Annotated in this window: 23 protein-coding genes; 16 read left to right on the top strand and 7 right to left on the bottom strand. The window is 67.6% G+C overall.

Translation table 11 applies throughout. From position 1 onward, the window contains the following. Window positions 1-314 precede the first annotated feature (314 nt). Complete coding sequence (locus U9983_RS01050; protein WP_322752219.1) at window positions 315-1,655, top strand: cytochrome P450; 1,341 nt, start codon at window positions 315-317, stop codon at window positions 1,653-1,655. A gap of 31 nt (window positions 1,656-1,686) precedes the next feature. On the opposite strand, the gene U9983_RS01055 is transcribed toward U9983_RS01050, so the two are convergent. Beyond that, entirely contained in the window at window positions 1,687-3,249 is a 1,563-nt protein-coding gene (locus U9983_RS01055; RefSeq protein WP_322752220.1) for an FAD-dependent oxidoreductase, read from the bottom strand. A gap of 380 nt (window positions 3,250-3,629) precedes the next feature. On the opposite strand from U9983_RS01055, the gene U9983_RS01060 reads away from it, so the two are divergent. The 5 genes from U9983_RS01060 (at window position 3,630) to U9983_RS01080 (ending at window position 10,430) form a co-directional block, all read left to right on the top strand. Then, entirely contained in the window at window positions 3,630-4,877 is a 1,248-nt protein-coding gene (locus U9983_RS01060; RefSeq protein WP_322752221.1) for a cytochrome P450, read from the top strand. A 346-nt stretch (window positions 4,878-5,223) separates the two neighbouring features. Further along, window positions 5,224-6,882: a carotenoid oxygenase family protein gene (locus U9983_RS01065; RefSeq protein WP_322752222.1), complete on the top strand. Its 1,659-nt coding sequence runs from the start codon at window positions 5,224-5,226 to the stop codon at window positions 6,880-6,882. Window positions 6,883-6,946: 64 nt separating this feature from the next. Further along, complete coding sequence (locus U9983_RS01070) at window positions 6,947-8,191, top strand: NAD(P)/FAD-dependent oxidoreductase (RefSeq protein WP_322752223.1); 1,245 nt, start codon at window positions 6,947-6,949, stop codon at window positions 8,189-8,191. 17 nt (window positions 8,192-8,208) lie between these two features. Next, complete coding sequence (locus U9983_RS01075) at window positions 8,209-9,492, top strand: cytochrome P450 (protein WP_322752224.1); 1,284 nt, start codon at window positions 8,209-8,211, stop codon at window positions 9,490-9,492. A gap of 29 nt (window positions 9,493-9,521) precedes the next feature. Further along, window positions 9,522-10,430, top strand: coding sequence for an SAM-dependent methyltransferase (locus tag U9983_RS01080; protein WP_322752225.1), 909 nt, complete (start codon window positions 9,522-9,524; stop codon window positions 10,428-10,430). A gap of 92 nt (window positions 10,431-10,522) precedes the next feature. On the opposite strand, the gene U9983_RS01085 is transcribed toward U9983_RS01080, so the two are convergent. Then, window positions 10,523-11,095: a YceI family protein gene (locus tag U9983_RS01085; RefSeq protein WP_322752226.1), complete on the bottom strand. Its 573-nt coding sequence runs from the start codon at window positions 11,093-11,095 to the stop codon at window positions 10,523-10,525. A gap of 346 nt (window positions 11,096-11,441) precedes the next feature. Here U9983_RS01085 and U9983_RS01090 point away from each other — a divergent pair, with 346 nt between their 5' ends. Further along, window positions 11,442-12,278 (top strand): SDR family oxidoreductase, encoded by an 837-nt coding sequence (locus U9983_RS01090; RefSeq protein WP_322752227.1) that lies wholly within the window; start codon window positions 11,442-11,444, stop codon window positions 12,276-12,278. A 31-nt stretch (window positions 12,279-12,309) separates the two neighbouring features. Here the strand turns inward: U9983_RS01090 and U9983_RS27625 are convergent, their stop codons facing one another. Beyond that, the gene (locus U9983_RS27625; protein ID WP_416211237.1) at window positions 12,310-13,053 is read right to left on the bottom strand and encodes a PGPGW domain-containing protein; all 744 of its coding nucleotides are present in this window, start codon (window positions 13,051-13,053) and stop codon (window positions 12,310-12,312) included. Between U9983_RS27625 and U9983_RS01100 the strand changes: the two genes are divergently transcribed. The 4 genes from U9983_RS01100 (at window position 13,040) to fabI (ending at window position 15,629) form a co-directional block, all read left to right on the top strand. Next, window positions 13,040-14,248: a cation:proton antiporter gene (locus U9983_RS01100; protein WP_322752228.1), complete on the top strand. Its 1,209-nt coding sequence runs from the start codon at window positions 13,040-13,042 to the stop codon at window positions 14,246-14,248. The genes U9983_RS27625 and U9983_RS01100 overlap by 14 nt on opposite strands. A gap of 112 nt (window positions 14,249-14,360) precedes the next feature. Further along, window positions 14,361-14,657 carry a Na+/H+ antiporter NhaA gene (locus tag U9983_RS01105; protein WP_322752229.1) on the top strand — a complete coding sequence of 99 codons (297 nt, stop codon included), beginning with the start codon at window positions 14,361-14,363 and terminating at the stop codon, window positions 14,655-14,657. Further along, complete coding sequence (locus tag U9983_RS01110; protein ID WP_322752230.1) at window positions 14,657-14,800, top strand: hypothetical protein; 144 nt, start codon at window positions 14,657-14,659, stop codon at window positions 14,798-14,800. Before U9983_RS01105 ends, U9983_RS01110 begins: the two co-directional genes overlap by 1 nt. A 55-nt stretch (window positions 14,801-14,855) precedes the next feature. Continuing rightward, window positions 14,856-15,629, top strand: a complete 774-nt coding sequence (gene fabI, locus U9983_RS01115; protein WP_416211238.1) for an enoyl-ACP reductase FabI — start codon at window positions 14,856-14,858, stop codon at window positions 15,627-15,629. 112 nt (window positions 15,630-15,741) lie between these two features. Here fabI and U9983_RS01120 read toward each other — a convergent pair whose 3' ends face one another. Further along, window positions 15,742-16,500: an SDR family NAD(P)-dependent oxidoreductase gene (locus U9983_RS01120; RefSeq protein WP_322752232.1), complete on the bottom strand. Its 759-nt coding sequence runs from the start codon at window positions 16,498-16,500 to the stop codon at window positions 15,742-15,744. Between the two features lie 90 nt (window positions 16,501-16,590). Here U9983_RS01120 and U9983_RS01125 point away from each other — a divergent pair, with 90 nt between their 5' ends. Then, window positions 16,591-17,373: an SDR family NAD(P)-dependent oxidoreductase gene (locus U9983_RS01125; protein WP_322749937.1), complete on the top strand. Its 783-nt coding sequence runs from the start codon at window positions 16,591-16,593 to the stop codon at window positions 17,371-17,373. On the opposite strand, the gene U9983_RS01130 is transcribed toward U9983_RS01125, so the two are convergent. Then, entirely contained in the window at window positions 17,358-17,741 is a 384-nt protein-coding gene (locus U9983_RS01130; protein ID WP_322752233.1) for a DUF167 domain-containing protein, read from the bottom strand. The two genes, U9983_RS01125 and U9983_RS01130, sit on opposite strands and share 16 nt — an antisense overlap. 99 nt (window positions 17,742-17,840) lie before the next feature. Here U9983_RS01130 and fabG point away from each other — a divergent pair, with 99 nt between their 5' ends. The 3 genes from fabG (at window position 17,841) to U9983_RS01145 (ending at window position 20,529) form a co-directional block, all read left to right on the top strand. After that, the gene (gene fabG, locus U9983_RS01135; protein ID WP_322752234.1) at window positions 17,841-18,557 is read left to right on the top strand and encodes a 3-oxoacyl-ACP reductase FabG; all 717 of its coding nucleotides are present in this window, start codon (window positions 17,841-17,843) and stop codon (window positions 18,555-18,557) included. Window positions 18,558-18,627: 70 nt separating this feature from the next. Further along, window positions 18,628-19,824, top strand: a complete 1,197-nt coding sequence (locus tag U9983_RS01140; protein WP_416211239.1) for a ferrochelatase — start codon at window positions 18,628-18,630, stop codon at window positions 19,822-19,824. Between the two features lie 174 nt (window positions 19,825-19,998). Continuing rightward, window positions 19,999-20,529 (top strand): DUF3090 family protein, encoded by a 531-nt coding sequence (locus tag U9983_RS01145; protein ID WP_322749940.1) that lies wholly within the window; start codon window positions 19,999-20,001, stop codon window positions 20,527-20,529. A 29-nt stretch (window positions 20,530-20,558) separates the two neighbouring features. Here U9983_RS01145 and U9983_RS01150 read toward each other — a convergent pair whose 3' ends face one another. Beyond that, window positions 20,559-20,747 carry a hypothetical protein gene (locus U9983_RS01150; protein ID WP_322752235.1) on the bottom strand — a complete coding sequence of 63 codons (189 nt, stop codon included), beginning with the start codon at window positions 20,745-20,747 and terminating at the stop codon, window positions 20,559-20,561. Between the two features lie 47 nt (window positions 20,748-20,794). Between U9983_RS01150 and U9983_RS01155 the strand changes: the two genes are divergently transcribed. Further along, window positions 20,795-21,496 (top strand): hypothetical protein, encoded by a 702-nt coding sequence (locus U9983_RS01155; protein WP_322752236.1) that lies wholly within the window; start codon window positions 20,795-20,797, stop codon window positions 21,494-21,496. A gap of 145 nt (window positions 21,497-21,641) precedes the next feature. Here U9983_RS01155 and U9983_RS01160 read toward each other — a convergent pair whose 3' ends face one another. Continuing rightward, complete coding sequence (locus tag U9983_RS01160) at window positions 21,642-23,156, bottom strand: FAD-binding oxidoreductase (protein ID WP_322752237.1); 1,515 nt, start codon at window positions 23,154-23,156, stop codon at window positions 21,642-21,644. Window positions 23,157-23,284: the final 128 nt, after the last annotated feature.

Below are 23,284 nucleotides of genomic sequence, written 5' to 3' on the forward strand. Positions count from 1 at the left end.
ATGGCCGTGATCTACTGGCGAGACTCGGCTCGTCCGTGGGCCGCGACCAGACCACCGGGTTGCCGGGTCACAGGGCTGTCTGTTGATGATTTTTCGAGGTTTGTGCGCTGAAAGCGGCCTTGTTGATCGCACAAAGCTCGAAAGATCGTTTCTGGTCCGCACCAACCTGCTTCGGGAGTGGATGACCGGTGTGCAGGGCGCGCTGTGCGATTCCTGCCGTCCTGCATTCAGCGGCGATTCATCCGAGAGCAACGTCGTCCGGCGAGTGTTTGTCTGACAGCCAGTCGCCAATCGCACGGCTGAATTAGGGCGGCATGGCCGAACTGCGCCGGCCCGGCGCGGGCCTGGCCGGCATGCGCCGTCGCATACCGGATGATCGTGCGAAGGAAGGGCTGGTCGTGAACTCTGCCTCGACATCGAGTGTGGTCGCTCCCGCCATACCGCCGGCTTTCGGTGCGTTCGACCCGGCACCGGAACGGCGCGCCGATCCTTACCCGAGCTACCGCGCCCTGCGCGAGGCCGATCCGTTCTACCGCCTGCCGTTGGGTGCGCAGCAGGTCACGATCCTCACGCGCTACCAGGACTGTGTGGCCGTTCTCCAGGGCGCGGAGTGGGGCCGCAGCGAAGAAGGAACCAATGCGTGGCGCCCGAGTGACGCGCTCGACGGCGGGCTCCGGTCGTTTCTGCGGATGAATCCGCCCAATCACACCCGGCTGCGCGGACTGGTCAGCAAGGCTTTCACCCCCCGGGTCATTTCCGGTCTGCGGCCCCAGATCACCGCACTCGTCGACTCCCTGATCGACGCCGCGCAGGCCGCGGGCGAGGTGGATCTGATCGACGTGTTCGCCCGCCCGCTCCCGCTGCGCCTTATCTGCGAACTGCTGGGCGTGCCCGCGCGGGACGAGGAGACGTTCCGGGGCTGGGCGGCCGCGCTGACCCGTGGGCTCGATCCGGACCATCTACTTACACCCGCCGAACTGGCCCAGCGCGTCGACGCCACCCGTGAGTTCGACGCCTATTTCACGGATCTGATCACGGACCGGCGGAACCGGCCTACGGATGATCTGCTCAGCAACCTGGTGGCGGTGCGCGAACAGGGTGACCGGCTGACCGAGGCCGAACTGCTGGAACTCTGTGCGTTGCTGCTGGTCGCCGGGTACGAGACCACGGTCAATCTGATCGGCAACGCGGTTCTGGCACTGGTGCGTAATCCCGACCAGCTCGCGACCGTGCATGCTGATCTCGACCTGGTACCTGCGGTTATCGACGAGACGCTGCGCTACGACCCACCCATACAGTTCATCGGACGCCTTGCGCTACAGGATACCGAGGTGTCCGGGCGTGCCTTCAGATCAGGCGATGTCGTCGTCACCCTGTTGGCCGCCGCCCAACGGGACCCCGACGCCTTCGGGGATCCGGACCGGTTCGACATCACCCGCTACGGCGGGCCGGCCCCGGCCCTTCGGCACCTCGGTTTCGGCCTGGGCATCCACTACTGTCTCGGCGCGCCGCTCGCCCGCCTTGAGACAGAGATCGCTCTGCGGGCGCTCATCCGCCGCGTTCCGCGCCTCGCTCTGAGCACAGACCAACTCGCCTACCGGGCACACCTGGTCGTGCGTGGCCTCCAGACCCTCCCCGTCCGGCTGGCGCCCTGACGGCGGCCAAACTCGGGTCAGTCAACCCGGGTCAGTGGCGGGTGGCGGGTGGCAGCTGCCCAGGTAGGGACGGACGTGCCCGACCGGACCGGACGACGCCCGCCACCACAGCGGGCCGCAGCAGCGCGGTGGGAGCCTCCACGAGGTTCAGCACATTCATCAGCGCGCCGGCCACCGTGGCATCGTGATGTGCGGCGATCTGTACCCGCTCGCCGTATGCCCCGACCAGCCGGCCGCGTAGGCCGCGTCGCCCCTGCACGCCGGGATAGCGAAGGTCTGCGCCGGTTGCCATCTCCCATGCGGCGTCCACGAGGCGGCCGGCCTGCCGGTAGAAGCGCGCGGGCAGATCCGGGCCACCGGCCTCCAGACAGGTCCGCAGGGCCAGCGCCTGCTGGGCCGCCACCGTCATCCCCTGGGCGTAGAGCGGATTGAAGCTGCAGATCGCGTCGCCGATGGCGAGGAACCCGACCGGTGGGTTCGTCAGACGCTCGTAGCGTCGACGCAGCGAACCGGAGAAGCGGTGGGGGATCGGGTCACTGAGCGCTTCCGCCGAAGCGACCAGGTCGTGGATGTCGGGAACGGGCAGCGTCCGGGCGAACGCCTCGAAACCGTCGGGGTCCGTCGGCGGATGGTCGCCGAGCATCCCGGCAAGCGTTATCTGCCAACGCTCGCCCTCGAGCGCTACGGCTCCGCCGCCACGGAACCCGGGCATCGTCGAAATGATGATCGAGCGGTGACCGTCAAGGTCGTCGGGCTTACGGCGGTAGAACCGCGACGCATAGCCGAGGTCCACGTCGACCCGCTGCTCCGACGGCCGGGGCAGGCCGAGGGCGGCGAGCCAGTCCGGGCCGCGGGAACCGCGTCCGGTCGCGTCGACGACGAGGTCCGCACCGACGAACTCCGCACCGACGAACTCCGCCCGCTCGCCGGCCGCCGGCCCCGGGCCCGAGCCCGGCCCGGGGCCATCCGCAACGGTTCGGGCCGATCGCAGGACCCGCACGCCGATGATGTGCCCGGGAGCGCCGGGAGCTGCGACAAGCTCGGTCGCGGCTGCCCGCTGGATGAACTCCACCCCCGCGGTCCCGCGCAGACTCGTCCGGATGACGGCTTCCAGCAGCGGTCTGCTGGCGAGTATCGAGATCAGCCCGGTCTCGGTCGGGTGGACCCGCAGCCCCCGTAGGTACCAGCGGGAACCGACCAGCGTCTCGATCGTGGGAGCACCCCTCGCGCCGAGTTCGGCGGTCAGTCCGGGAAACAGTTCCTCCATGATCTGACGGCCACGGTCGAGGAGGCCGTGCAGGTGGCGACCCTGGGGCACGCCGCGACGCGGGTCTGCCTCGGGGTCTGCCTCGGGGTCGGCATCGGGGTCGGCATCGGGGTCGGCAAGGACGTCCCGCTCGAACACGGTGACCCGGTCGAAGGTTGCCGCGAGCACCCGGGCGGCGAGCAGCCCGGCGATGCCGGCGCCCAGGACGACCGCGTGGCCACGGCCGTCGGCGGTCGGGGGAACCAGCGTGGGCTGGCCCTGGAACGGATCATCAGCGTCGGACGTGAATTCCTGCTTCGGCTTCCGGACTGTCCTACCGTGTACCATCACGCCTCCGTGGCCGTCCTGCGTTCGCCACCGACAGGTGGTTCACCGCCAGCATGGTCGGGTCATCTCGAATCTTATTCTCGTCTGTTTGGCCGGCTTTTTAATTATTGAGCCATCCGATAGATCCATTCATGGACGCAATGATGCGACGGGATGTGGCGTGGCCGGTCGGACGAAAACCCGTCGGAATCTTGCCTCGGTATGTCAATGAACCGTTCACCGTGGCGCCAGTCGGCTCTGCTGGTATAGCTTTTTACCGGACGATCTGACACGTTCGGCGATTTCCGTTCCCGACGTGGGCGTCAGCGTATCCGCCGGTGCGCTCGACGCTGACGACCGGTGACCGGAGAAGCGCTGAAGAATCGTGAGAGGGAGCCGAAATGGACGTGGCAACCAGCCCGGCGAACACGCGGACCGACATGGTCGTACCGCCCCTGTTGGGCGAGCTGTTCGATCCGGCGAACCGCGCCGATCCGTACTCCCGATACGAGGAGCTACGAGCCGCCGGACCACTCCACATGTCCGCCATCGGGTTGCACCTGGCAACCCGGTACACGGACTGCGTCAAGATCTTGCAGAGTGCGGACTGGGGGCACGACAAGGAAGCCGAGCAGCTGCACCCCACCATCCCGGCAGCGGCCTTCCCCGACACGTTCCTGTGGATGGAGCCACCCGACCACACCCGGCTACGCGGCCTGGTCACCAAGGGATTCACCGCGCGGCGGGTGGCCGAGCTCCGGCCACGCATCACCGAACTGGTGGACAGCCTTTTTGACGCCGCGCTGGACGCCGGCGAGTTCGATCTGATCGAGATGATGGCCTACCCGCTGCCGCTCACCATGATCTGCGAGATTCTGGGCGTGCCCGCCGAGGATCATCCGCTCGTGCAGAAGTGGTCGCAGGCGCTCTCGCGCGCGTTCGATCCCGACGTCTACATGACGGCCGAGGCGCTGGCCGCCCGCAACGCGGCGCTGCCGGAGTTCGCCGCATACTTCCGTCAACTTGTTGAGGAACGGCGGCGCAGCCCCGGCGACGACCTGATCAGTTCCCTGGCCGCGGTGGAGGACCAGGGCGACAGGCTCACCGCGGAGGAAGTTCTCGGCACCTGCATCACCCTGATCATCGCGGGTCACGAGACGACCGTGAACCTGGTCGGCAACGGTGCCCTTGCCCTGTTGCGCAACCCCGACCAGCTCGATCTGCTGGGCACGAGGCCGGAGCTGATACCCAGGGCCGTGGACGAGCTGCTCCGTTACGACTCGCCCATTCACATGAACACCCGTGCCGCCAAGCGGGAGCTCGTGATCGGTGGGCGGACCTTCGCTCCCGGGGAAGGCGTGGTCGCTCTGATCGCCTGCGCGAACCGTGACCCTGACGCCTACGACGAACCAGACCGGCTCGACGTCACCCGATTCTACGGCGAACGCCCGGTCTCGCGTCATTTGTCCTTCAGTCTCGGCCACCACTACTGCCTGGGCGCGCCACTCGCCCTGCTGGAGATGGAGATCTTCCTCGACGCGCTGGTGAGTCGGGTCAGATCCACCGAGCTGCTCAGCGCCACCCCTCCGTACAAGCCGAACATCCTCATCCGCGGTCTGGCGAGTCTGCCCGTCCGGTTCAAGGCCTGAGCCCGGCGTGCCGGAGACCTCGGGCGGCTTGTGCTCACTTGCCTCGGGGGCTCCGCCTGTCGTCGATGTTGATCATATGTCCGTAAGGATCTAACCGCCAACGGCGGCGAGGTGCACCTGGCCAGGCAGAATGCGACCCCCAGTCCCTGGGGGTCGCAGACCAGCCGGTTCCCAGGTCACTGTCACCCGGTCACGTTCACGAGGTTCGTACGGCCGGGATTCAGTCATTGGGCGCTAGTCAAAACTCCTTGATCGGAAGAGTCGTACCGGCGCTGACCTGTAGCGATGCCGATCGCGACCCGAGTTCTGAATAAGGCCCGCCGAATCGAACTCGAAGGAAAATGGAATGGATCACGCACTTCATCACGCTCTCGAGCCGAGTACCGAATACGACGTCGATCTCACGGTGACCGCGGGACGGTGGCCCGACGCTCTGGCCGGGCATGTTTTCCTCATCGGACCGTCCCAGCCGACCGCGGTCGACTTCATGTTTGCCGGGCCGGGCATCCTCACCCATGTGAACCTGGCCACGAGGCATTGGCGCACGAAGCGGGTCGTCACACCCGATCTGGCCCTTCTCGGCGGACTGACGCGAGCGGTGCCACAGCCCGAGCTGAGGCAGCTGATGGTGGGTGCACATCCATCGCTGACGAATGTGGCACCCCACTTCTTCGGCGAAAGGCTGTTGCTCACCGGGCTGAGCCAGCGGCCGGTCGAGTTCGACCCGGTGACGCTGGAGTTCAGTACCTTCCTTGGCGGGGTCGGCGAGTACCCCGAGGTGGCGCCGCATCCGCTGTTCCCGGGTGTGCGGACAGCATCGCACCCGGTCGAGGATCTCGACGACGGTTGCATGTGGTGGTGCAACACCAACCTCCGTCCACGCGGCGCGTCAACCACTGATGTGGAAGGACCGCTGTGGGTCGTGCGCTGGGACGGCCACGGCCCGCTGGAGACGTGGCACGTCCCCGGCGCGCACCTGGTCCAAGGCGTCCACGAAGTGACGGTGACGCAGGACTACGTCATCGTCACCGAGATCGGGTTTCAGCAGGAACCGGGCAGTGTGGCCGGACGTAACCGCACCAAACCGCACCTGCCCTTCACGGATATCTACCTGGTGGCGAAAAGTGATCTCACGGCGACGTGCCGTGGTCGCAGCGTGCCTGCGACCCACGCCCGCGTTCCCTGTGAGTCGTTCCACCACTTCGCCGACTACCGGCAGGACGGCGATGACGTGACCATGTACCTTGCCCATTCGAACGGCTGGGATCTCAACTACGCGCTCACCGACGCCGACAGCGTCTGGGGGAGCGGCTCCGAACTCCCCAAGGGTCTGCATGGATTCGTGTCCGCACCGGTTGACGCGTCGCCGGTGGGTCGCTACGTCATCGACGGCCGGACGGGTGAGGTCAAGGACAGCCGTGTCTTTCTTGATCCTGCCCGCCATTGGGCCACTCTGCTGTACGGCCGCGACATGCGGTGCCCGGGTTTGGAGCACGGCCGCTACCTGTGGCAGGCATACTGGGGATGCGACCCGGAGATGCTGGTCACCCGTCTCGTCGAGATGTACAGAAATCACCCCTACCGCATCGTCCCGGTCGAGGACCTGCCGTCCCGCGAGATCCCGTCGTCGCTGGTATGTATTGACCTGGACACGATGACCGAACAGTCGGCCTGGTCGTTTCCCGCCGGGGCCGTCGGCGAGTCACCGGTGTTCGTACCCGACCCCGAGGGCGGCACCGGCTGGGCCGTCATCTTTGTTCACCACCCGGACAGAACCGAGTTGCAGATATTCGATGCCCATGCGCTCGGCGCGGGCCCGATCGCCACCGCGACCGCACCGGGTCTCAAACTGTCCGTTCAGTTCCACTCCGGCTACACGCCCGGTGTCCGTTCGCGAGACTCGGGCTATCGGCGTTCCTTTGCAGCCGACCTCGACGACAGCTGGCGAGACCTGTCTCCGTCCGTTCGTGGCACGGTCGACGGCGTGCTTGCGCAGTTCAGCTGACGAACGGCCACGTCCCACCCATCCTGGTCGGCGACGTTAATCTCGATGGCTGGAGCGTATTCCTATGTATGATGTAATTGTTGTAGGTGCACGCTGCTCCGGGTCGCCGGTGGCGATGCTACTCGCACGATACGGCTATCGGGTCCTCGTCGTGGACCGAGCCACGTTCCCGAGCGATACCATTTCGACGCACTTCATACACCAGGCAGGCCTTGCGCGGCTCAATGCGTGGGGGCTTCTCGGCCGTCTTCAAGCGACGGGAGTGCCGCCTGTACGACATATGCGTTTTTCCATTGCTGACATCTATACCGAGGGTTTCGCTGATTCTGTCGAGGGGCTCACCGAGGTCTACTGCCCACGTCGGACCGTCCTCGACAAGATCCTGGTCGATGCCGCTCGCGAAGCCGGCGCGGAGGTCATCGAGCGCTTCACCACGACCGACGTACTCTTCGAGGGCGGGCGTACCGCCGGCATACGAGGCCTGGCGGGAGACGGAACGGAAAAGGAGTTCCGCGGTCGCTTCGTAGTGGGTGCGGACGGCTCCAGCTCGACCGTCGCGGCCAAGGTCAACGCCGAGTTCCACCGCGTGATTCCCGCTGCCGGCTTCGTCTACTACTCCTACTACTCCGGTCTCGACTGGGGACATCATAACCGGATTCGCGATGAGCAACAGTTCGCCACCTGTCCGACCAACGACGGTCTACACATGCTGGCAGTCATGCGCAAGCCGGATCGGTACCGTGAGTTCCGCGCGGATGTCGAAGGCAGCTTCCAGTCGGTGTTCGACCGGGTCGTTCCCGAACTCGGCGAGGATCTCCGGGCCCGCGGAAGGCGAGAGGAGAACTTCCGTGCAATCCGTTATGCGGACAACTACTACCGGCAGTCCCACGGCCCGGGGTGGGCCCTCGTCGGGGATGCGGGATACCACAAGGACCCGATCACCGGCTGGGGTATCACCGACGCCTTCAAATACGGTGAAATGTTGGCAGACCACCTGCACCTCGGCCTGTCCGGCGAGCGTTCGATAGACGATGCGGTCGCCGAATATGCCAGGCGCCGCGACGAGGAGAGTGCCGGAGTCTTTCAACTGACCGTCACCATGGCCTCGCTCACACCACCCCCGTTCTTCTACTCCGCACTCAACGCAGTCAGTCAGAGTCCGGACTACCTGAAGAAGTTCTTTGCGATGGTTGCCGGCGGATACCCCGGCGAGGAGTTCTTCGCTCCGCAGAACCTGGAGAAGCTCTACGAGGAGGTGGGTACGCCGCCCGAGAGGCGTCTTCTCACGGCCTCCGGCGTTGCTCACTGATCGGTCAAGATGCCGCCGTGCCCTCGGGGGCACCCGCGCCCACTCACGTCAGCGCCGAAACCAACACCAGGCCCGGCAACAACAGCCTTGGAGAGAAAGTGGAGTACGACCCCTTTTCGCCGGCCATGGCCGAAGACCCCTATCCCACCTACGGTTGGCTACGCGACAACGTCCCCGTATACCACAATGCCGAACGTGGCTTCTACGCCCTGACCCGCTACCAGGACGTCCTCGCGGCGTTTCTCGACGCGGAGACGTTCCTCACCTCGCACGGGACCACGCTGGAGGGGCTGGAGGACGGTTTCGACACCCTCCTCACCACCGACCCCCCCGAACACGACTGGAACCGGAAGATCCTGACCAGGCGCTTCAGCGCTATCCGGATACAGGAACTTGAACCTCGCATCCGCGAGGTGACCACTATGTTGCTCGACGACGCGCGTGACGCCGGCCGGATAGATCTGGTTGCCGGCTTCTCCGCCAGGCTGCCCATGGTTATAACGGCCGAGATACTGGGTCTGCCGGTCGACCAACGAGATCTCGTGCGCGATCTGTGCGGTCGACTGATGGAGCGCGACATCGCGGATACACCGGGTGTCCTGCCGGCCAGCGCGGCAAAGGCGGCGGCGGAACTCGCGCAGATCCTCCTCGCCCTCATTGCCGAGCGCCGCGGCCGTCCCACCGACGACCTGGTGAGTCTTCTCATTCACACGCCGGTCGTCGCCGGTGACGGCACCGAGTACTACCTCGACGACCATCAGCTCCTCGGCCGGGTGGCGGAACTAACCGTGGCGGGGTACGAGACGGTCATGAAGCTGGTCTCCAGCGGTGCGGTGCGCCTGGCCGAAGCGCCTGCGGCGCGGGCCGAGCTGGCCCGCGACCCATCGCTCATTCCCAACGCCGTCGAGGAGATGCTGCGTATGGACCCGCCGGCCCAGTACACGGGCCGCTGGACCAGCCGTGACATCGAGATACACGGCACGGTCATCCCCGCCGACCACAGGGTCCTGCTACTCATCGCAGCGGCGTGCCGCGACGAGCGGACATATTCGCACCCGGAGTGCCTGGACATCCGGCGGGACGTGGGTCGACAACTGGGGTTTGGTTATGGTATTCACCTCTGCCTCGGCGCGGCACTCGCCCGCCTCGAGGCGCGGGTCGCCTTCGAAGAACTGCTGTCTCGCCACCCCACATACCAGGTTGACTACGACGGTATCGTGCGCACCTACTCCAGCAATCAGCGCGGCTTGAAACACCTCCCACTCAACCTCAATCCGTCAGTGAGCTCCGCTGTCCAGTAGTGAGGTTCTGCCATCCTTCTCGTCGCGAAATGGGATTTCCATTAATGAAACCGCGGGCTGTTGAACACAGATCGAGCCGCACCGCCGAGCACGTGGCGTTGTTCCGGGCGTTGGAGTCGCGGCGCGGCGGCGCGAGACTGTTCGTCGACCCGTATGCGGTCAGGTTTCTCCGTTCGAGATACCGGTTCATAGCACGCCTGGCGGGCCTGCCGCTGGTCGGTGGGGCAATACCCGGTTACATCGACAGGCGGTGGACCAGCGGTCCACGAAGCTCCGCGGTGGTACGCACCCGTCTCATCGATGATCTACTGGGCGATGCGGTCGCGGCGGGAACACAGCAGGTGCTACTGCTCGGCGCAGGCTACGACAGTCGCGCCTACCGGATTCCCGCGCTCGCGTCGCTGCCGGTCTTCGAGGTCGATCACCCTGCCACGCAGGCAGGCAAACGGCGCCAGATCCACCGCAGAATCCCGTCGAAATCATATGCGCACGTCCGCTTTGTTCCGGCCGACTTTGAGCGGGGTGACGTCGACGCAGCGCTGCGGCAGGCCGGTTTCATCACCGACCGTACGGCCGTCATCTGGGAGGGGGTCACCGAGTACCTGACCGCCGAGACCGTCGATGCGACGTTGCGGTGGCTTACGATCGCGACAGCCGCTGGCAGTCACATCATCTTCACCTACGTCGACCGCGGCGCGCTGGACAACACGGGCGGATTCGACGGCGCGGCGCAATGGCTGGCAACGGTCCGCGGTGCCGGTGAGCCGTGGAAGTTCGGCCTCGATCCGTCCGAGTTGCCCGGCTACCTGGCCGAGCGTGGCATAACGCTGATCTCGGATCAGTCGGCACGCGACGCAGCTGTACGTTATCTTGAACCACTCGGTCGGCATGAGTCGACCGCTGGATTCTACCGCATCGCAGTAGCACAGGTGATCTAGCTTGTCGTTCATGTAAGTAGCCCCGTCAGGCCACATGCAAGGGTGTCGCTCGACCTGTTCTTCCAGCGTGCAAACCATGATCGCCTCTCGCACTAGGACGTGCTCCCGGTGGTCTCCAGGACGGCTTCGACGTCGACGGTGACGTCGATCATGTCGCTGACGACGACGCCGCCACGGTCGACCACGTCGTTCCAGCTCACGCCGAAGTCGTGCCGGTTGATACGGGTCGCGGCGACGAAACCCGCACGTCGCCGTGGCCCGAGGTTCTGACCGTTCTCCCACCAGGGCGTATCCCACTGGCCCAGATATGTCACGGCCAGAGTCACCGGGCGGGTGGTCCCACGGATGGTCAGCTCCCCGGTGACGTCGAACTCCGTCGCGCTCACCTGGGTCACCCGCGTTCCCGTGAACGTCCATGTCGGATGGTGGTCCACGTCGAAGAAGTCGGCACTGCGCAGGTGGGCGTCCCGGTTGGGTTCGCCGGTGTACACCCCGGTCGCGTCCAGCGTCGCCTCGATGCGTGCGTTCTCGGGTTCGTCCGGGTCGACCTCTATGGACCCGCGAATGTTCTTGATCTGCCCTCGCACGTAGGTGACCATCATGTGCCTGGCCGTGAACTGCGCGCCGGTGTGACCGGGTTCGAAGAACCAGCTCGTCGCCGCCACTGTTTGTTCCTTCCCTCGGAGATGTCGGCCACACGACCGGCACGGCCGCCAGGAGCCACCCCGACCACGTCGACCACGTCGTGTAGCCGTCCTACCCACGGCGGGCGGTGACGGCACCATCACCAGGCGTGCGGTTTCGGGTGGACGGGTCGTGTTGGCCGCCTGTCGGCGGGTAGCGCTGCGTTCACTCGTAATGATGTTGCTTATCGGCCGGTATCCTGAACTGTCGGTGGATCGGTGCATAGATCGCCGACATCGCCCGATGATCGTCTGATCTCTGTGTGCACAGCCACCAGGGCCGGCCTTCGCGGTAGACGGAGGTATCGATCATGATTGGATCGGTCACATGAAGGATCTTGTCGGGCAAACGTTCCTGGTGACCGGCGCCAACACCGGGATTGGTCTGGCTACGGCCTGTGATCTTGCTCTGCGTGGCGGGCGGCTGTACATCGCCTGCCGATCGGAGGCCAAGGGGCGAGCCGTCGTTGACGACATCGTGCGGACGACCGGGAACGAGGCCGTCGCCTTCCTTTCCCTGGACCTTGCCGACCTGGCGTCCGTGCGTCGGTGCGCCGAGGACTTCCTCGCTCTGGGTCAGCCGCTGCACGGGCTCATCAACAACGCCGGTGTCGCCGGGCATCAGGGCATCACCCGGGATGGCTTCGAGCTGGCTTTCGGGGTCAACCACCTCGGCCATTTCCTGCTCACCACCGCCCTGCTCGACTGTCTGGTGGCCAGTGCGCCTGCTCGCGTTGTCACCGTCTCCAGCGACGGGCATTACCGGGCCAAGGGGATCGACTTCACAATGCTACGCAAACCCACGCACAGCATCACCGGATTTCCCGAATATGCGGTGTCCAAGTTGTGCAACGTACTGTTCACCCAGGAGCTCGGCCGTCGGCTGGCCGGTCGTGGTGTCACGACATACGCCGTGAACCCCGGCGCGGTGGCGTCCGACATCTGGCGGCGGGTGCCCTGGCCGATCCGGCCGCTGATCAAAATGCCGATGCGCTCCACCGAGGACGGCGCCCGCACATCGGTCTACTGCGCCACGGCCCCGGAGCTGGCGGGCGTGACCGGCCGTTTCTACGACAACTGCCGCGAACGGCAACCGAGCCGGGTCGTCAGCGATGAGCTCGCCCGGCTGCTGTGGGAACACAGCGAAACCTGGACGGCGGCCTGACCCCGCGTACAGCTACCGGCGCGCAGCGGCGTCAGCCGCGGGTCGATCGGCCGGCGTCGCGCACCGGTCGGGCCTGCCACAGGCTGACCAGCATCGTGATCAGGATCACCAGGCCGCCGAAGATGAGGCTGCCGCCCGTCCACGGAGAGGAGAAAGGCAGCGCTTCCACGACAATCCACGCGACGCCGGCGGCAACCATGGCCAGCCCGAAGACGATCGTGAAAACGGATGACCACACCGCCGCCGCGGCCTGGTCAGCAAGGTCGGCGGCCTTCTGCCGCGCCCGTTCGAACCGCCGCCGGGCCCATGGGTACTCCAGACTCAGGATGAAGAACCCCAGCGCGACGATGAGGAAACCCGGGCCGGGCAGGGCGAGCAGCGCAACCCCCACCCCGAGCACGCCCACTCCGAGCACGGTCACCACGATCCGGCGGACCAGGCGGGCACTGCGGTTGAGCACCGCGGCACCGCCTTCTCGCGGGACGTCATGCGGGACGGGACGCGGGTCCGGTTGACCAGGCGCCGCCGTGTCCGCTGCGTGTCCATCGGCCGAGTGCCACCTGCGGTGGGACATTGTTGCCACGGTACCCAGCGAACGGAGCGTGCGATCGTTGACCGTGACCGAGGACGCCCCGGGCCGGGCGCGGCGGTGGGGCTGGCAGTGAACATCGAGGAGACGTCGCTCATGCTGACCGCCGAGGAGAGCGGCGTGCTGGCCGAGCTGCTCCGCGGCGGCTGAGATCCCGGGTACCGCGGCTGCGATGGACACCGCCACGACGCTCCTCGAGCTCGGGGCGGTCCTGTTCACCCTCGGTGTGCTCGGGCACATCGCCAACATCATTGGGATCTCTCCGATCCCGTTCTTCCTCCTGGGTGGGCTTGCTTTCGGACGTGGTGGGCTGCTCGCGCTGCACGCCAGCGAAGAGTTCATCGAGCTCGGCGCCGAGATCGGGGTCGTCCTTCTGCTGTTGACCCTCGGCCTGGAGTACACGGCGAGGGAGCTGCTCGCCGGCCTGCGTCAACACGCCCCTGCGGGCGCGGTCGACCTGACGCTCAACGCGGTGCCTGGAGTGGTCGCAGCCTTCCTGCTCGGCTGGGGTCCGCTGGCCGCGCTGGTCCTCGGCGGGGTCACCGCCGTCTCATCATCCGGGATCATCGCGAAAGTCCTTGATGACCTGGGACGGGTCGGTAACCGCGAGACACCCGTGGTGCTGTCGGTGCTCGTCCTGGAGGACCTGGCGATGGCGGTGTACCTGCCCGTTCTCACCGCGGTGCTGGCCCATCAGACACTCGCCCGGGGCGGGCTCACCCTCGCTGTCGCGCTCGGCGCACTGGTTGCCGTGTTCGTGCTCGCGCTGGGCTTCGGCGACACGGTCAGCCGCATCGTCTACGACCCCAGGACCGACCGTAACAACGAGGTCCTGCTGCTACGGGTGCTGGGGCTCGCCCTGCTGGTGGCCGGTGCCGCCCAGAAGCTCCAGGTGTCCGCGGCGGTCGGCGCGTTCCTGGTCGGCATAGCCGTGTCCGGGCCGGTGGCCGAGGGCGCGCGGGAGGTACTCAGCCCCCTGCGGGATCTGTTCGCCGCGGTCTTCTTCGTCTTCTTCGGGCTGGAGACCTCCCCGGCCGAACTTCCCCCGGTGCTCCTCGCCGCGTCCCTGCTGGCGGTCGCCGGGGTCGGGACAAAAATCCTCACCGGATGGTGGGCGGCGCGCCGCGTCGGGATTGGGCCGATGGGACGGTTGCGGGCCGGGACTGCGCTGGTGGCGCGGGGCGAGTTCTCGATCGTCATAGCGGGTCTGGCGATCAGCGCCGGGATCGAGCCGCGGCTTGGTCCGTTCGCGGCCTGCTATGTACTGATCATGGCGATCGTCGGCCCGCTGGCCGCGCGGGTGGTCGAGCCGGTCACCCGCGCGGTGGTGCGCCGTTCGCGGCCGCGCGTCGTGGCGGAACCTCGTGGGCGCCGCAGCTGACTGGCAGAAAACGCGCGGTCAACCGTGTCACAATGACTCCCAGCTCAGCTATCTACAGGTGTGCCGGGAAGTCTGGTCGGCGGCCGACGCCGACGTTCCCGGAAGGAAACCGGTGGCACGCACGCGAGCGACCACACATTCCCGCGTCCCCCAGGTTCTGTCGAGCCGTGAGGAGTTCGCCGAGTTCCTCCGCCAGGAGACCACCGGTGGCTTCCTGCTGCTGGGAGCCACCCTGATCGCCCTGGTGTGGGCAAACGTCGCCGGCGGCACGTACCGGGAGGTCCGGGATGCGCAGCTGGGCTTCGGCCCGTCCTGGTTGCATCTGAACCATCTGAGCGCCGGGGCGCTGGTGGCCGACGGCCTGCTCGCGGTGTGCTGGCCGGTATCGGGTTCACCGTCAGCCTGCTGATGTCACGGCTTGCCCTCGACGACATCGGCGCCCAGCAGCGGGCGGCCACCGCGGTGCTCGTCGCGTCCGTGGCGGCCAGCGTCCTCGCGACGATCATCATGAGGCTTGTCGGTCGTGGGAGAGCTACGGTTCGCGGCGGGTGAATTTGTCGGTGCGGCGTCTCGCCAGCACCTGGTGATGTTTGGCAGGATGCCGCCTGTGAGTGGACTCCTTGCAGGCAAGCGCATCCTCGTCACCGGCGTCCTGACCGACGCGTCCATCGCGTTCGGGGTCGCCCGGATCGCTCAGGAACAGGGCGCGACGGTGGTGCTGACCGGATTTGGTCGCGGGCTGTCGCTGACCCGTCGGATCGCCAAGCGGCTCCCCGACGAGGCTCCCGTCATCGAGCTGGACGTGACCGACGAAGAGCACCTGAGCGCGTTGTCCGACCGGATCCTTGAGCACACCGATGGGTTGGACGGTGTCCTGCACGCGATCGGTTTCGCGCCCGAATCCGTGCTGGGCGGCAAGCCGTTCGTGGAGGCACCGTGGGCCGAGGTCGCCACCGCGGTGCAGGTCTCGACCTGGTCGTTGGCCGCGCTGTGCCGGGCGACCCTGCCGTTGTTCGGCGAGCGGGTCTCGGTCGTCGGGCTGGACTTCGACGCGGCGGTGGCATGGCCGTCCTATGACTGGATGGGTGTGGCCAAGGCCGGGCTGGAGTCCGCGACCCGCTATCTCGCCCGTGATCTCGGACCTCGGGGCGTCCGGGTCAACCTGGTAGCGGCGGGGCCGCTGCGCACGATGGCAGCCAAGAGCATCCCCGGCTTCGAGCGGTTCGAGGCTGTCTGGGACGAGCGCGCGCCGCTCGGCTGGAACATCCTTGACACCGGCCCCGCGGCCCAGGCCTGCGTGGCGCTGCTGTCGGACTGGTTCCCCGCCACCACCGGAGAGATCATTCATGTGGACGGCGGTGTGCACGCGATCGGCACGTGATCGGCACGTGATCCGTAGGCGGATCCATACGTGATCGGTACGTGCGGCATCGCGGTGGTCGTCCGCCGGGACCCGGCTGGCGGACGACCCGGCTGGCGGGACGCGGGCTCGGTCAGCGCAGGAACGCCTGGCCGCCGTCGAGCGCGATCGTCGTACCGGTCATGTAGCTGGCGGCGTCGCTGCACAGAAATGCGACCACGTCGCCGATGTCGTGGCGCGGGTCGCCCAGCCGGCCCAGCGGGATGTTGCTCAGACTCCGGGCGTACTCCTCGGGTTGTGCCTGCGCCCACGCATCCGCGGCGGGGCTGGTGGACGCGGGCAGCACGGTCAGAACCCGGATTCCGTCCTTGCCCCACTCCGCGGCCGCCACCCGGCCTAGCGTCTGGGTCGCGGCCTTGACCGACGCGTAGACACCCCGGCCGACCGGCATCGGATTCACCGAGGTCGAGCTGCCCAGGTTGATCACAACGCCGCCGTTACGCAGATACGGGTAGGACGCGCGCATCAGCCGGAAGGCGGCGAGCGTCCCGGATTCCCAGCATGCCTGGAGAACGGACTCCTCGACGTCGAGGATGGAGCCGAGTGCGGTCTGCTGGGCGTTGTTGACGAGAATGTCCAGACCGCCGAGCCCCTCGACCGTCGCGGTCACGCTCCTGGCGATGTCCTGCGGCCGGGTCACGTCGGCGGGGATGGTCAGCGCCCGGCCGCCGAGCTCATGGACCTCCTTGGCGACCTCGATCAGTTTCGACTCGGTCCGCCCGACGAGGGCGACAGCCGCGCCCTGCGCGGCGACGGCCAGGGCGATGCCACGGCCGACCCCCTGCCCGGCGCCGGTGATCAGGGCCTTGCGGCCGACGAGCGTCCCCGCCATCGCCGTTCTCCATTCCATGTCGAGTTTGTTTTGTTAGATTTAACTTATCTGCCTGCTTGATGATGCGTCGACCATTCGGAGGTGGACTGCTTGACCGGCAGTCTGGACAACCGCTTAGCGATCGTCACCGGCGCCGGATCGGGTATCGGACGGGCGACCGCGCGCCTGCTCGCCGCCCACGGCGCTCATGTGGTGGTCAATGATCTTGTGCCCGAGCGGGCGAAGGAAACGGTCGCTCAGGTGAGTTCCGAGGGCGGTAGCGCCGAGGAGTACGCCGGTGACGTCACCCTGTCGGCGTTTGTCGACCAGCTCGTCGCCGATGTCGTGGCTACCTGGGGACGGCTCGACATCCTGCACAGTAACGCCGGCGCCGGGCTGGCTCAGGGGCCGCTGGTATCCATCGAGGACGACGGTTGGCAGGCGGACCTCGCGCTCAACCTCGGCGCCAGCTTCTTCTTTTTGCGTGCGGCGCTGCGGGCCATGGTTCCCGCCGGCCGGGGTTCGATCATCTGCACGGCATCCACCGCGGGTCTGGCTGCCGTTCCCGGCGTCGCCCCGTACGGGTCCGCCAAGGCGGGGCTCCTGCAGCTGGTCCGTTCGGCCGCCGTCGAGTACGGGCCGAAGGGGATCCGGGTGAACGCCGTCGTACCGGGATCCGTCGCAAGCGCGAGGTTCACCTCGCGGGTCGGAGGCGAGGAGCGACTCGCCGCCTACGAGCGGCAGATCCCGCTCGGCCGTACGGTGACCGCGCATGACGTCGCCGAAGCGGTGCTCTGGTTGGCATCGGACGCCTCGGCGTGTGTCACCGGTATCGCGTTGCCGGTCGATGGCGGGATGGGTGCGATGCTTGCTCAGCCCTACCTCGGGGACTGATCCTTTCGGGAACTGGTGCGCGTGCGGACTGATGCGCCTGGTCGGTCCGGCGGCCTGTCGGGCCCGACGCCGAGCTCGGCGAGTCGGCCGCGTAGTTCGGGCTCGGGTAGCCCGCCGATTTCGACGATCTTCATGCGGTTTGTGGCGCCTGTGACCAGCACGACCTCGCGGCGGCGTACACCAAAGGCGGTCGCGAGCGCCCGCAGCGCAGCTTCGGTTGCCCGGCCGTCCACAGCGGGGACGGTGACGTGGACGATCAGCGCCAGCCCGCCACCGGCGTCGACGGGCTCACCAGCGGTCGCGAGTTCCTGGAAACCGCCGACCGAGGTCCGGGCCGATCCGGGGCGAACTTTGATGGTCAGGCGCACTGCCGCATCGTCTCGCGAAGCAGCCATCATGGCGGGGGTTCGGTGTGTCGCGGACGGTGAGACCACTGGTTGCGCCATCTGACGGTTACCATCCGACCTATGGCGGAGGCTCAGGGGCGTGTGGCACTTGTAACTGGGGGTAATCGAGGGATCGGCGCCGCGTGTGCGGCGGCGCTGGCCGCGGCGGGCGACCGGGTGGCCGTGGCGAGCCGTGGGGGAGGCGCCCCCGACGGGATGTTCGGTGTCCGGCTCGACGTCACCAGCACGGAGGGGGTCGACAAGGCGTTCGCCGCAGTCGAAGCCGAGCTCGGGCCGGTGGAGGTGCTGGTGTCCAACGCCGGGATCACCCGGGACACCCTCCTGTTGACCATGAGCGAGGACGTGTTCCAGGAGGTCGTCGACACCAACCTGCTCGGCGCGTATCGGGTGGCCAAACGGGCCGCCCGGCCGATGCTGCGGATGCGGCGCGGACGTCTGATCTTCATTTCGTCGGTGTCGGCGACCAGCGGTGCCGCCGGGCAGGCGAACTATGCCGCGTCCAAGGCCGGCCTGATCGGCTTGGCCCGTTCGCTGGCCCGTGAGCTCGCACCGCGCGGCATCACCGCGAACATCGTGGCGCCCGGCCCGATCCGCACGGACATGACCGACGCACTCACCGACGCCCAGCGCGACAACCTCGTCTCTCAGGTGCCGGCCCGGCGCATGGGTGAGCCTGAGGATGTGGCCGCACTCGTGGCGTTCCTGGCCTCGCCGGCGGCGTCCTACATCACCGGGGCGCTGATCCCGGTCGACGGCGGGCTCGGAATGGGGCATTAGGAGGGTCGTCAGCGCCTACAGCCGACCCCCCGGGATGCGGTGCGCACCGTGCGCGGGGGACGATCGAGGCGTGTCGGGCGCCAGGAGGACTACAGCTGATCATATCGGAACCGGCCCTGGGCCGGCTGCTCCGGTCGGGGTCGACGCGTTGCTGCTGGTCTCCTTTGGCGGCCCGCAGGCGCCTGAGGACGTCATGCCGTTCCTGCGCACCGTCACCCGCGGGCGCGGCATCCCGGATCAACGGTTGGGCGAGGTTGCCGAGCACTATCACCGCTTCGGCGGCCGCAGCCCGATCAACGACCAGAACCGCGCCTTACTGGCCGCGCTGAAAGCCGAACTCGCACCGTTGCCGGTGTACTGGGGCAACCGCAACTGGTCGCCGTTTCTCGCCGACGCCCTCGCGGAGATGCGCCGCGACGGCATCGGGCGGGCGGCCTGCTTTGTCACGTCCGCCTTCGCCTCCTATTCCGGTTGCCGCCAGTACCGCGAAAATCTCGCGGACGCGCGGGCCACGGTCGGTCCCGGCGTACCGGAACTGATCAAACTGAGGCACTACTTCGACCATCCCGGCTTTGTCCTGCCCATGGTCGACCATGTGGTCGACGCGTTGGCAACGGTTCCGGCGTCCTCGTCGGACAGCACGCGATTGGTCTTCGTCGCCCACTCGATTCCCACTGCGCAGGCCGAAACCAGCGGCCTGGGCGGTGACGCCTACCCCCGGCAGTTCGCGGCCGCGGCCCGTGCGGTCGCCGACCGGGTCGCATCCCGGACCGGGCGCCGCCACCGTTACGACCTCGCCTATGTCAGCCGCAGCGGGCCGCCGGACGTCCCCTGGCTCGTCCCGGACATCGGTGACCATCTCGCGGCGCTCGGCGCCACTGATACCATGACCGCGGTTGTGGTGGTACCGATTGGTTTTGTCAGTGACCACATGGAGGTCGTTTACGATCTCGATGTGGAGGCGGCCGCGCGGGCCGGTACAGCAGGTCTGACGTTTCGCCGGGCGGCAACGGTGGGGACCGACCGCCGTTTTGTTGCGATGGTCCGCGAACTGCTGGACGAGCGCAGGCACGGCGACGTGCCGCGACGGGCACTCAGTGAGTTGGGGCCGAGCCACGACGTGTGTCCGCTGTGGTGTTGCGCCGGGCGGGCTCGCCGTCCGGCCGCTGCCGGCACCCCGGCGGATGAGGAGCCTACCCGCAACGCCACCGCCAGTCTGGACATCACTGACGTTGCCAGGGAGGAACCCCGGGGGATACGACGTTGACTGACGTAGGAACGCAGGCGTGGGCAAGAGGCCGTAGGGGAGTCCGGGGCCAAGGGGTGCGCGATCGTGGTTTTTCGCGCAGCCGGAGGCCGTAGGGGAGTCCGGGGCCAAAGGGTGCGCGATCGTGGTTTTTCGCGCAGCCGGAGGCCGTAGGGGAGTCTAGGGAGGGACGAGGTGTACCAGCAGCAGCGGCACGTGTTCGACTCGCCAGACCGTTTCGTGGTCGGAACCGTCGGTCAGCCCGGCGAACGTGACTTCTACCTTCAGGCCAGCGCGCAAGGACAGGTTGTCACCGTCGGTCTGGAGAAGATCGAGGTCAACGCGCTCACCGAAGGGCTGACAACGCTCCTCGGTCAGCTTAGCCGCACCGGGGGCGTGGCCGTACCTGAGGCCCGGGATGTCTTCGTTGACCTTGCGCCGCTGGATGCCCCCTTCGAGGAGGACTTCCACCTCGGCAAGCTCACGGTGTCCTGGGACGGTAAGCGGGTGCTGGTCGAGGCCGCGGGCCGGGCTCGTGGCGGGGTGGCGGCCGGGGGCCCCGATGACGAGACCTCGCTCGACACCCTCCAGGTCTCCCTGTCCCTCGACCAGACCAAGGCGTTCGTGGAGCGGGCGCGCAGTATCGTCGCGGCCGGTAGACCTCCGTGCGTGCTGTGCGGACGTCCGGATGGTCCGACCGGGCACTTCTGCCCCCGCCTCAACTGACTCACTGTCGCCACGGCGGTCGAGGTCATTCAGGTCGGCCGGTCGGTCGACCGGCCCTGCCGGTCCGGCGGGTCGAACAGGTCGGCGTAGAAGGCCATCTCGACGTCGAGCGCCCCGGCGGTTCCGGACGGTTGGCGGAGTCGGGCCGCGAGGCTGCCATGGCCGGCCTTCCACACGCCGTCGGCGAGCGCGGCCTGCCACGGGCCGGCCAGCGTCACCGGCCGCCGTCACGGCAGCGGTCACCTTTGCCGCGTACCTGGTCGGCGTGGTTTCCATTGCCGCCAATCCGCTGATCAACCGGCTCGGGAATCTCCTCGCCGCCACCCGTCTGCCTCGATTCATGCCTCGCGCCCAATGGCAACGCGTTCGCGCCACGATCATATCGCTGGTCTACCTGCGCATAGACGAACGTTTCCTCGCCGACGGCGTCATCCGCGCGGAAACAGCGCGACGGCTCCACGCCGTCCAGGTTGCCGCCGGCGCACACGGCACCACCCTCGCCGCGGGCTTCGAGGCGGATCCGGATATCGTCATCGAACAGGCCCGCACCATCCCGGCGGTGCGTGCCCGTCTCCTCGACGCGCTGCTCGACACCGCTGACCCCCAGGAAGAATGCCGGCTCGGTCTCCTGCGTACCCCCGTCCGGATCGTGGGCCGTGAAGCCGACATCTACGCCGCCTACGACCGCTATCGGGCGGAATACGAACTCCGGATCGGCTTGGTGCTCCCCGTCACCTTCCTGATCGGAACTCTTGCGGTAATGGCAAGCCTGTGGTGGACCACCGGAATATTCGCCTCTGCGATGTTGCTCTACCTGGGCGTGGCCGCGAACATCCAGGCCTCCACCGTTCTCACCGAATCAGTCGGAGCACGACGTATCGACCTACCGACCCTCGAACGCCTCGCCACACACGACCTGCCCTGGCGCGATCAGAACAGCGCGCTTTCCCACCTCGCCGAACAATAGCCGGGGGCCGGCGGAACGCTCGGCCAGGTTCGGTTCTGCGTCCATGATTCCGATGAAGGAGAAGCGGTGCTTCATCGTGGCGGGTGAGCCGGCTGTTTGTTCGACGTCTGTCCCTTCCTCGTCGTGGGGTGTGATCGTCATGTCCTCAGGGTAGCGCCGGGTCCGCGGCGCGGCCGATGCCGTAGGGCGGGACGAGGACGCCGGGGTTGAGCAGGCCGGCGGGGTCCAGGGCATGCTTCACCGCGGTCATCACGGCGAGTTCGTCAGGTGATCGGGACAGGCCTATCCAGGGCATTTTGGCGCGTCCCACGCCGTGTTCGGCGCCAATGCTGCCGCCGTCGGCCGCGGCCCGGGTGAGGATCGCCCCGGCGAGCGTTTCCCGGCTGCGGCTGTCGTCGCGGTCGGGTCCGGTGATGTTGACGTGCAGGTTCGCTTCGGCCAGGTGACCCCACAGGTGCAGCCGGGCCGATGGCGTCACAGCTTGGACGAGTGCCGGGAGATCGTCGACGAAGGCGGTGATCCGGGTGAGGGGGACGGCCACGTCGAGCTTGACCGGGACGCCGAGGGCGTTCACGGCCGCGGCGTGGCCGTCGCGGTAAGCCCACAGCCGACGGCGGTCCGTGGCTGTCGTGGCGACGGCGATGTGCAGTACACCCGCGGCGGTCTCGATCGCGGCGGCGAGCTCGTCGGCCGGATCGGTGCGCCCCACACATTCCACCAACAGGTAGGGAGTGCTGTGTCCCGGGGAGGTCCGGCCGGGAAACGGTGCCGGCAGACCCTGGTGGTCGCAGACCAGCGTGATGCCGTCGTCGAACATCAGCTCGACGGCGTCCAGGGACCCGACCGTGGCCCGAAGCTGGGCGACGAGATTGACGGCGGCGGTGAGGTCCGCCATGGCGATCAGCGCGGCCGTCCGCGCGCGGGGCAGCCCGATCAGGCGCAGCTGCACCCTGGTGATGACGCCCAGGGTGCCTTCGCTGCCGACGAACAGCGCCGGCAGGTCGTAGCCGACGTTGTCCTTGGGTAGACCCGACAGCCGCCGTACCAGCCGGCCGTCGGCGAGGACGGCCTCCAACCCCGCTATCTGGCTGCGGGTCATGCCGTGTCGTAGTACCCGCTCGCCGCCGGCGTTGGTCGCGGCGATCCCACCCAGGGTTGCCGAGTCGCGGGCGGCAAGGTCGATACCGATGGTGTAGCCGGCTGTGCGTAGGTGGGTCCGGACATCGGCGAGGGTTGCGCCCGCCGCGGCGGTGACCAGGCCCGCGGCCGTGTCGACCGGGTCGATCGCGGTGAGTCGGCGCAGGCTGAGCACGACCGCGCCGGTGGCGGCTCCGGCCGGTACCGACCCGCCGACCAGGCCGGTGTTGCCGCCCTGCGGTACGACGGGCCGGCCGTGGGCGGCGCAGACCCGCAGGACGGCGGCGACCTCACCGGTCGACGCGGGGCGGGTCACAGCGGCGGCGCGGCCGGTGAAGGCACCGGTCCAGTCGGTTTCGTAACCGGCGGTGAGATCGCGGTCGACCAGGACGTGGTCGGCGCCGAGCGCCGCCACGAGATCCGCGATCAGCTGGTGCTCGCCGCGCCGGCCTTCGCCGCGCTGGTGCTCGCCGCGTCGGCCCTTGCCGGGGTCGTCCTCGCCTTGCCGGACTGTTCCACGCACGGTTTTCGGCCTCCGCGAACATTTGCCTACTCACGCTATGCCGCGATCAGTAACATCAAGTTGTGCCACAATGTTCACGTCGCGGACGAGCGGACGTCCGCGAGCGATCTCCGTCGCTTGGGAGCCTA

It is taken from the genome of Protofrankia sp. Cas3, assembly GCF_963555955.1.
Lineage (GTDB): Bacteria > Actinomycetota > Actinomycetes > Frankiales > Frankiaceae > Protofrankia.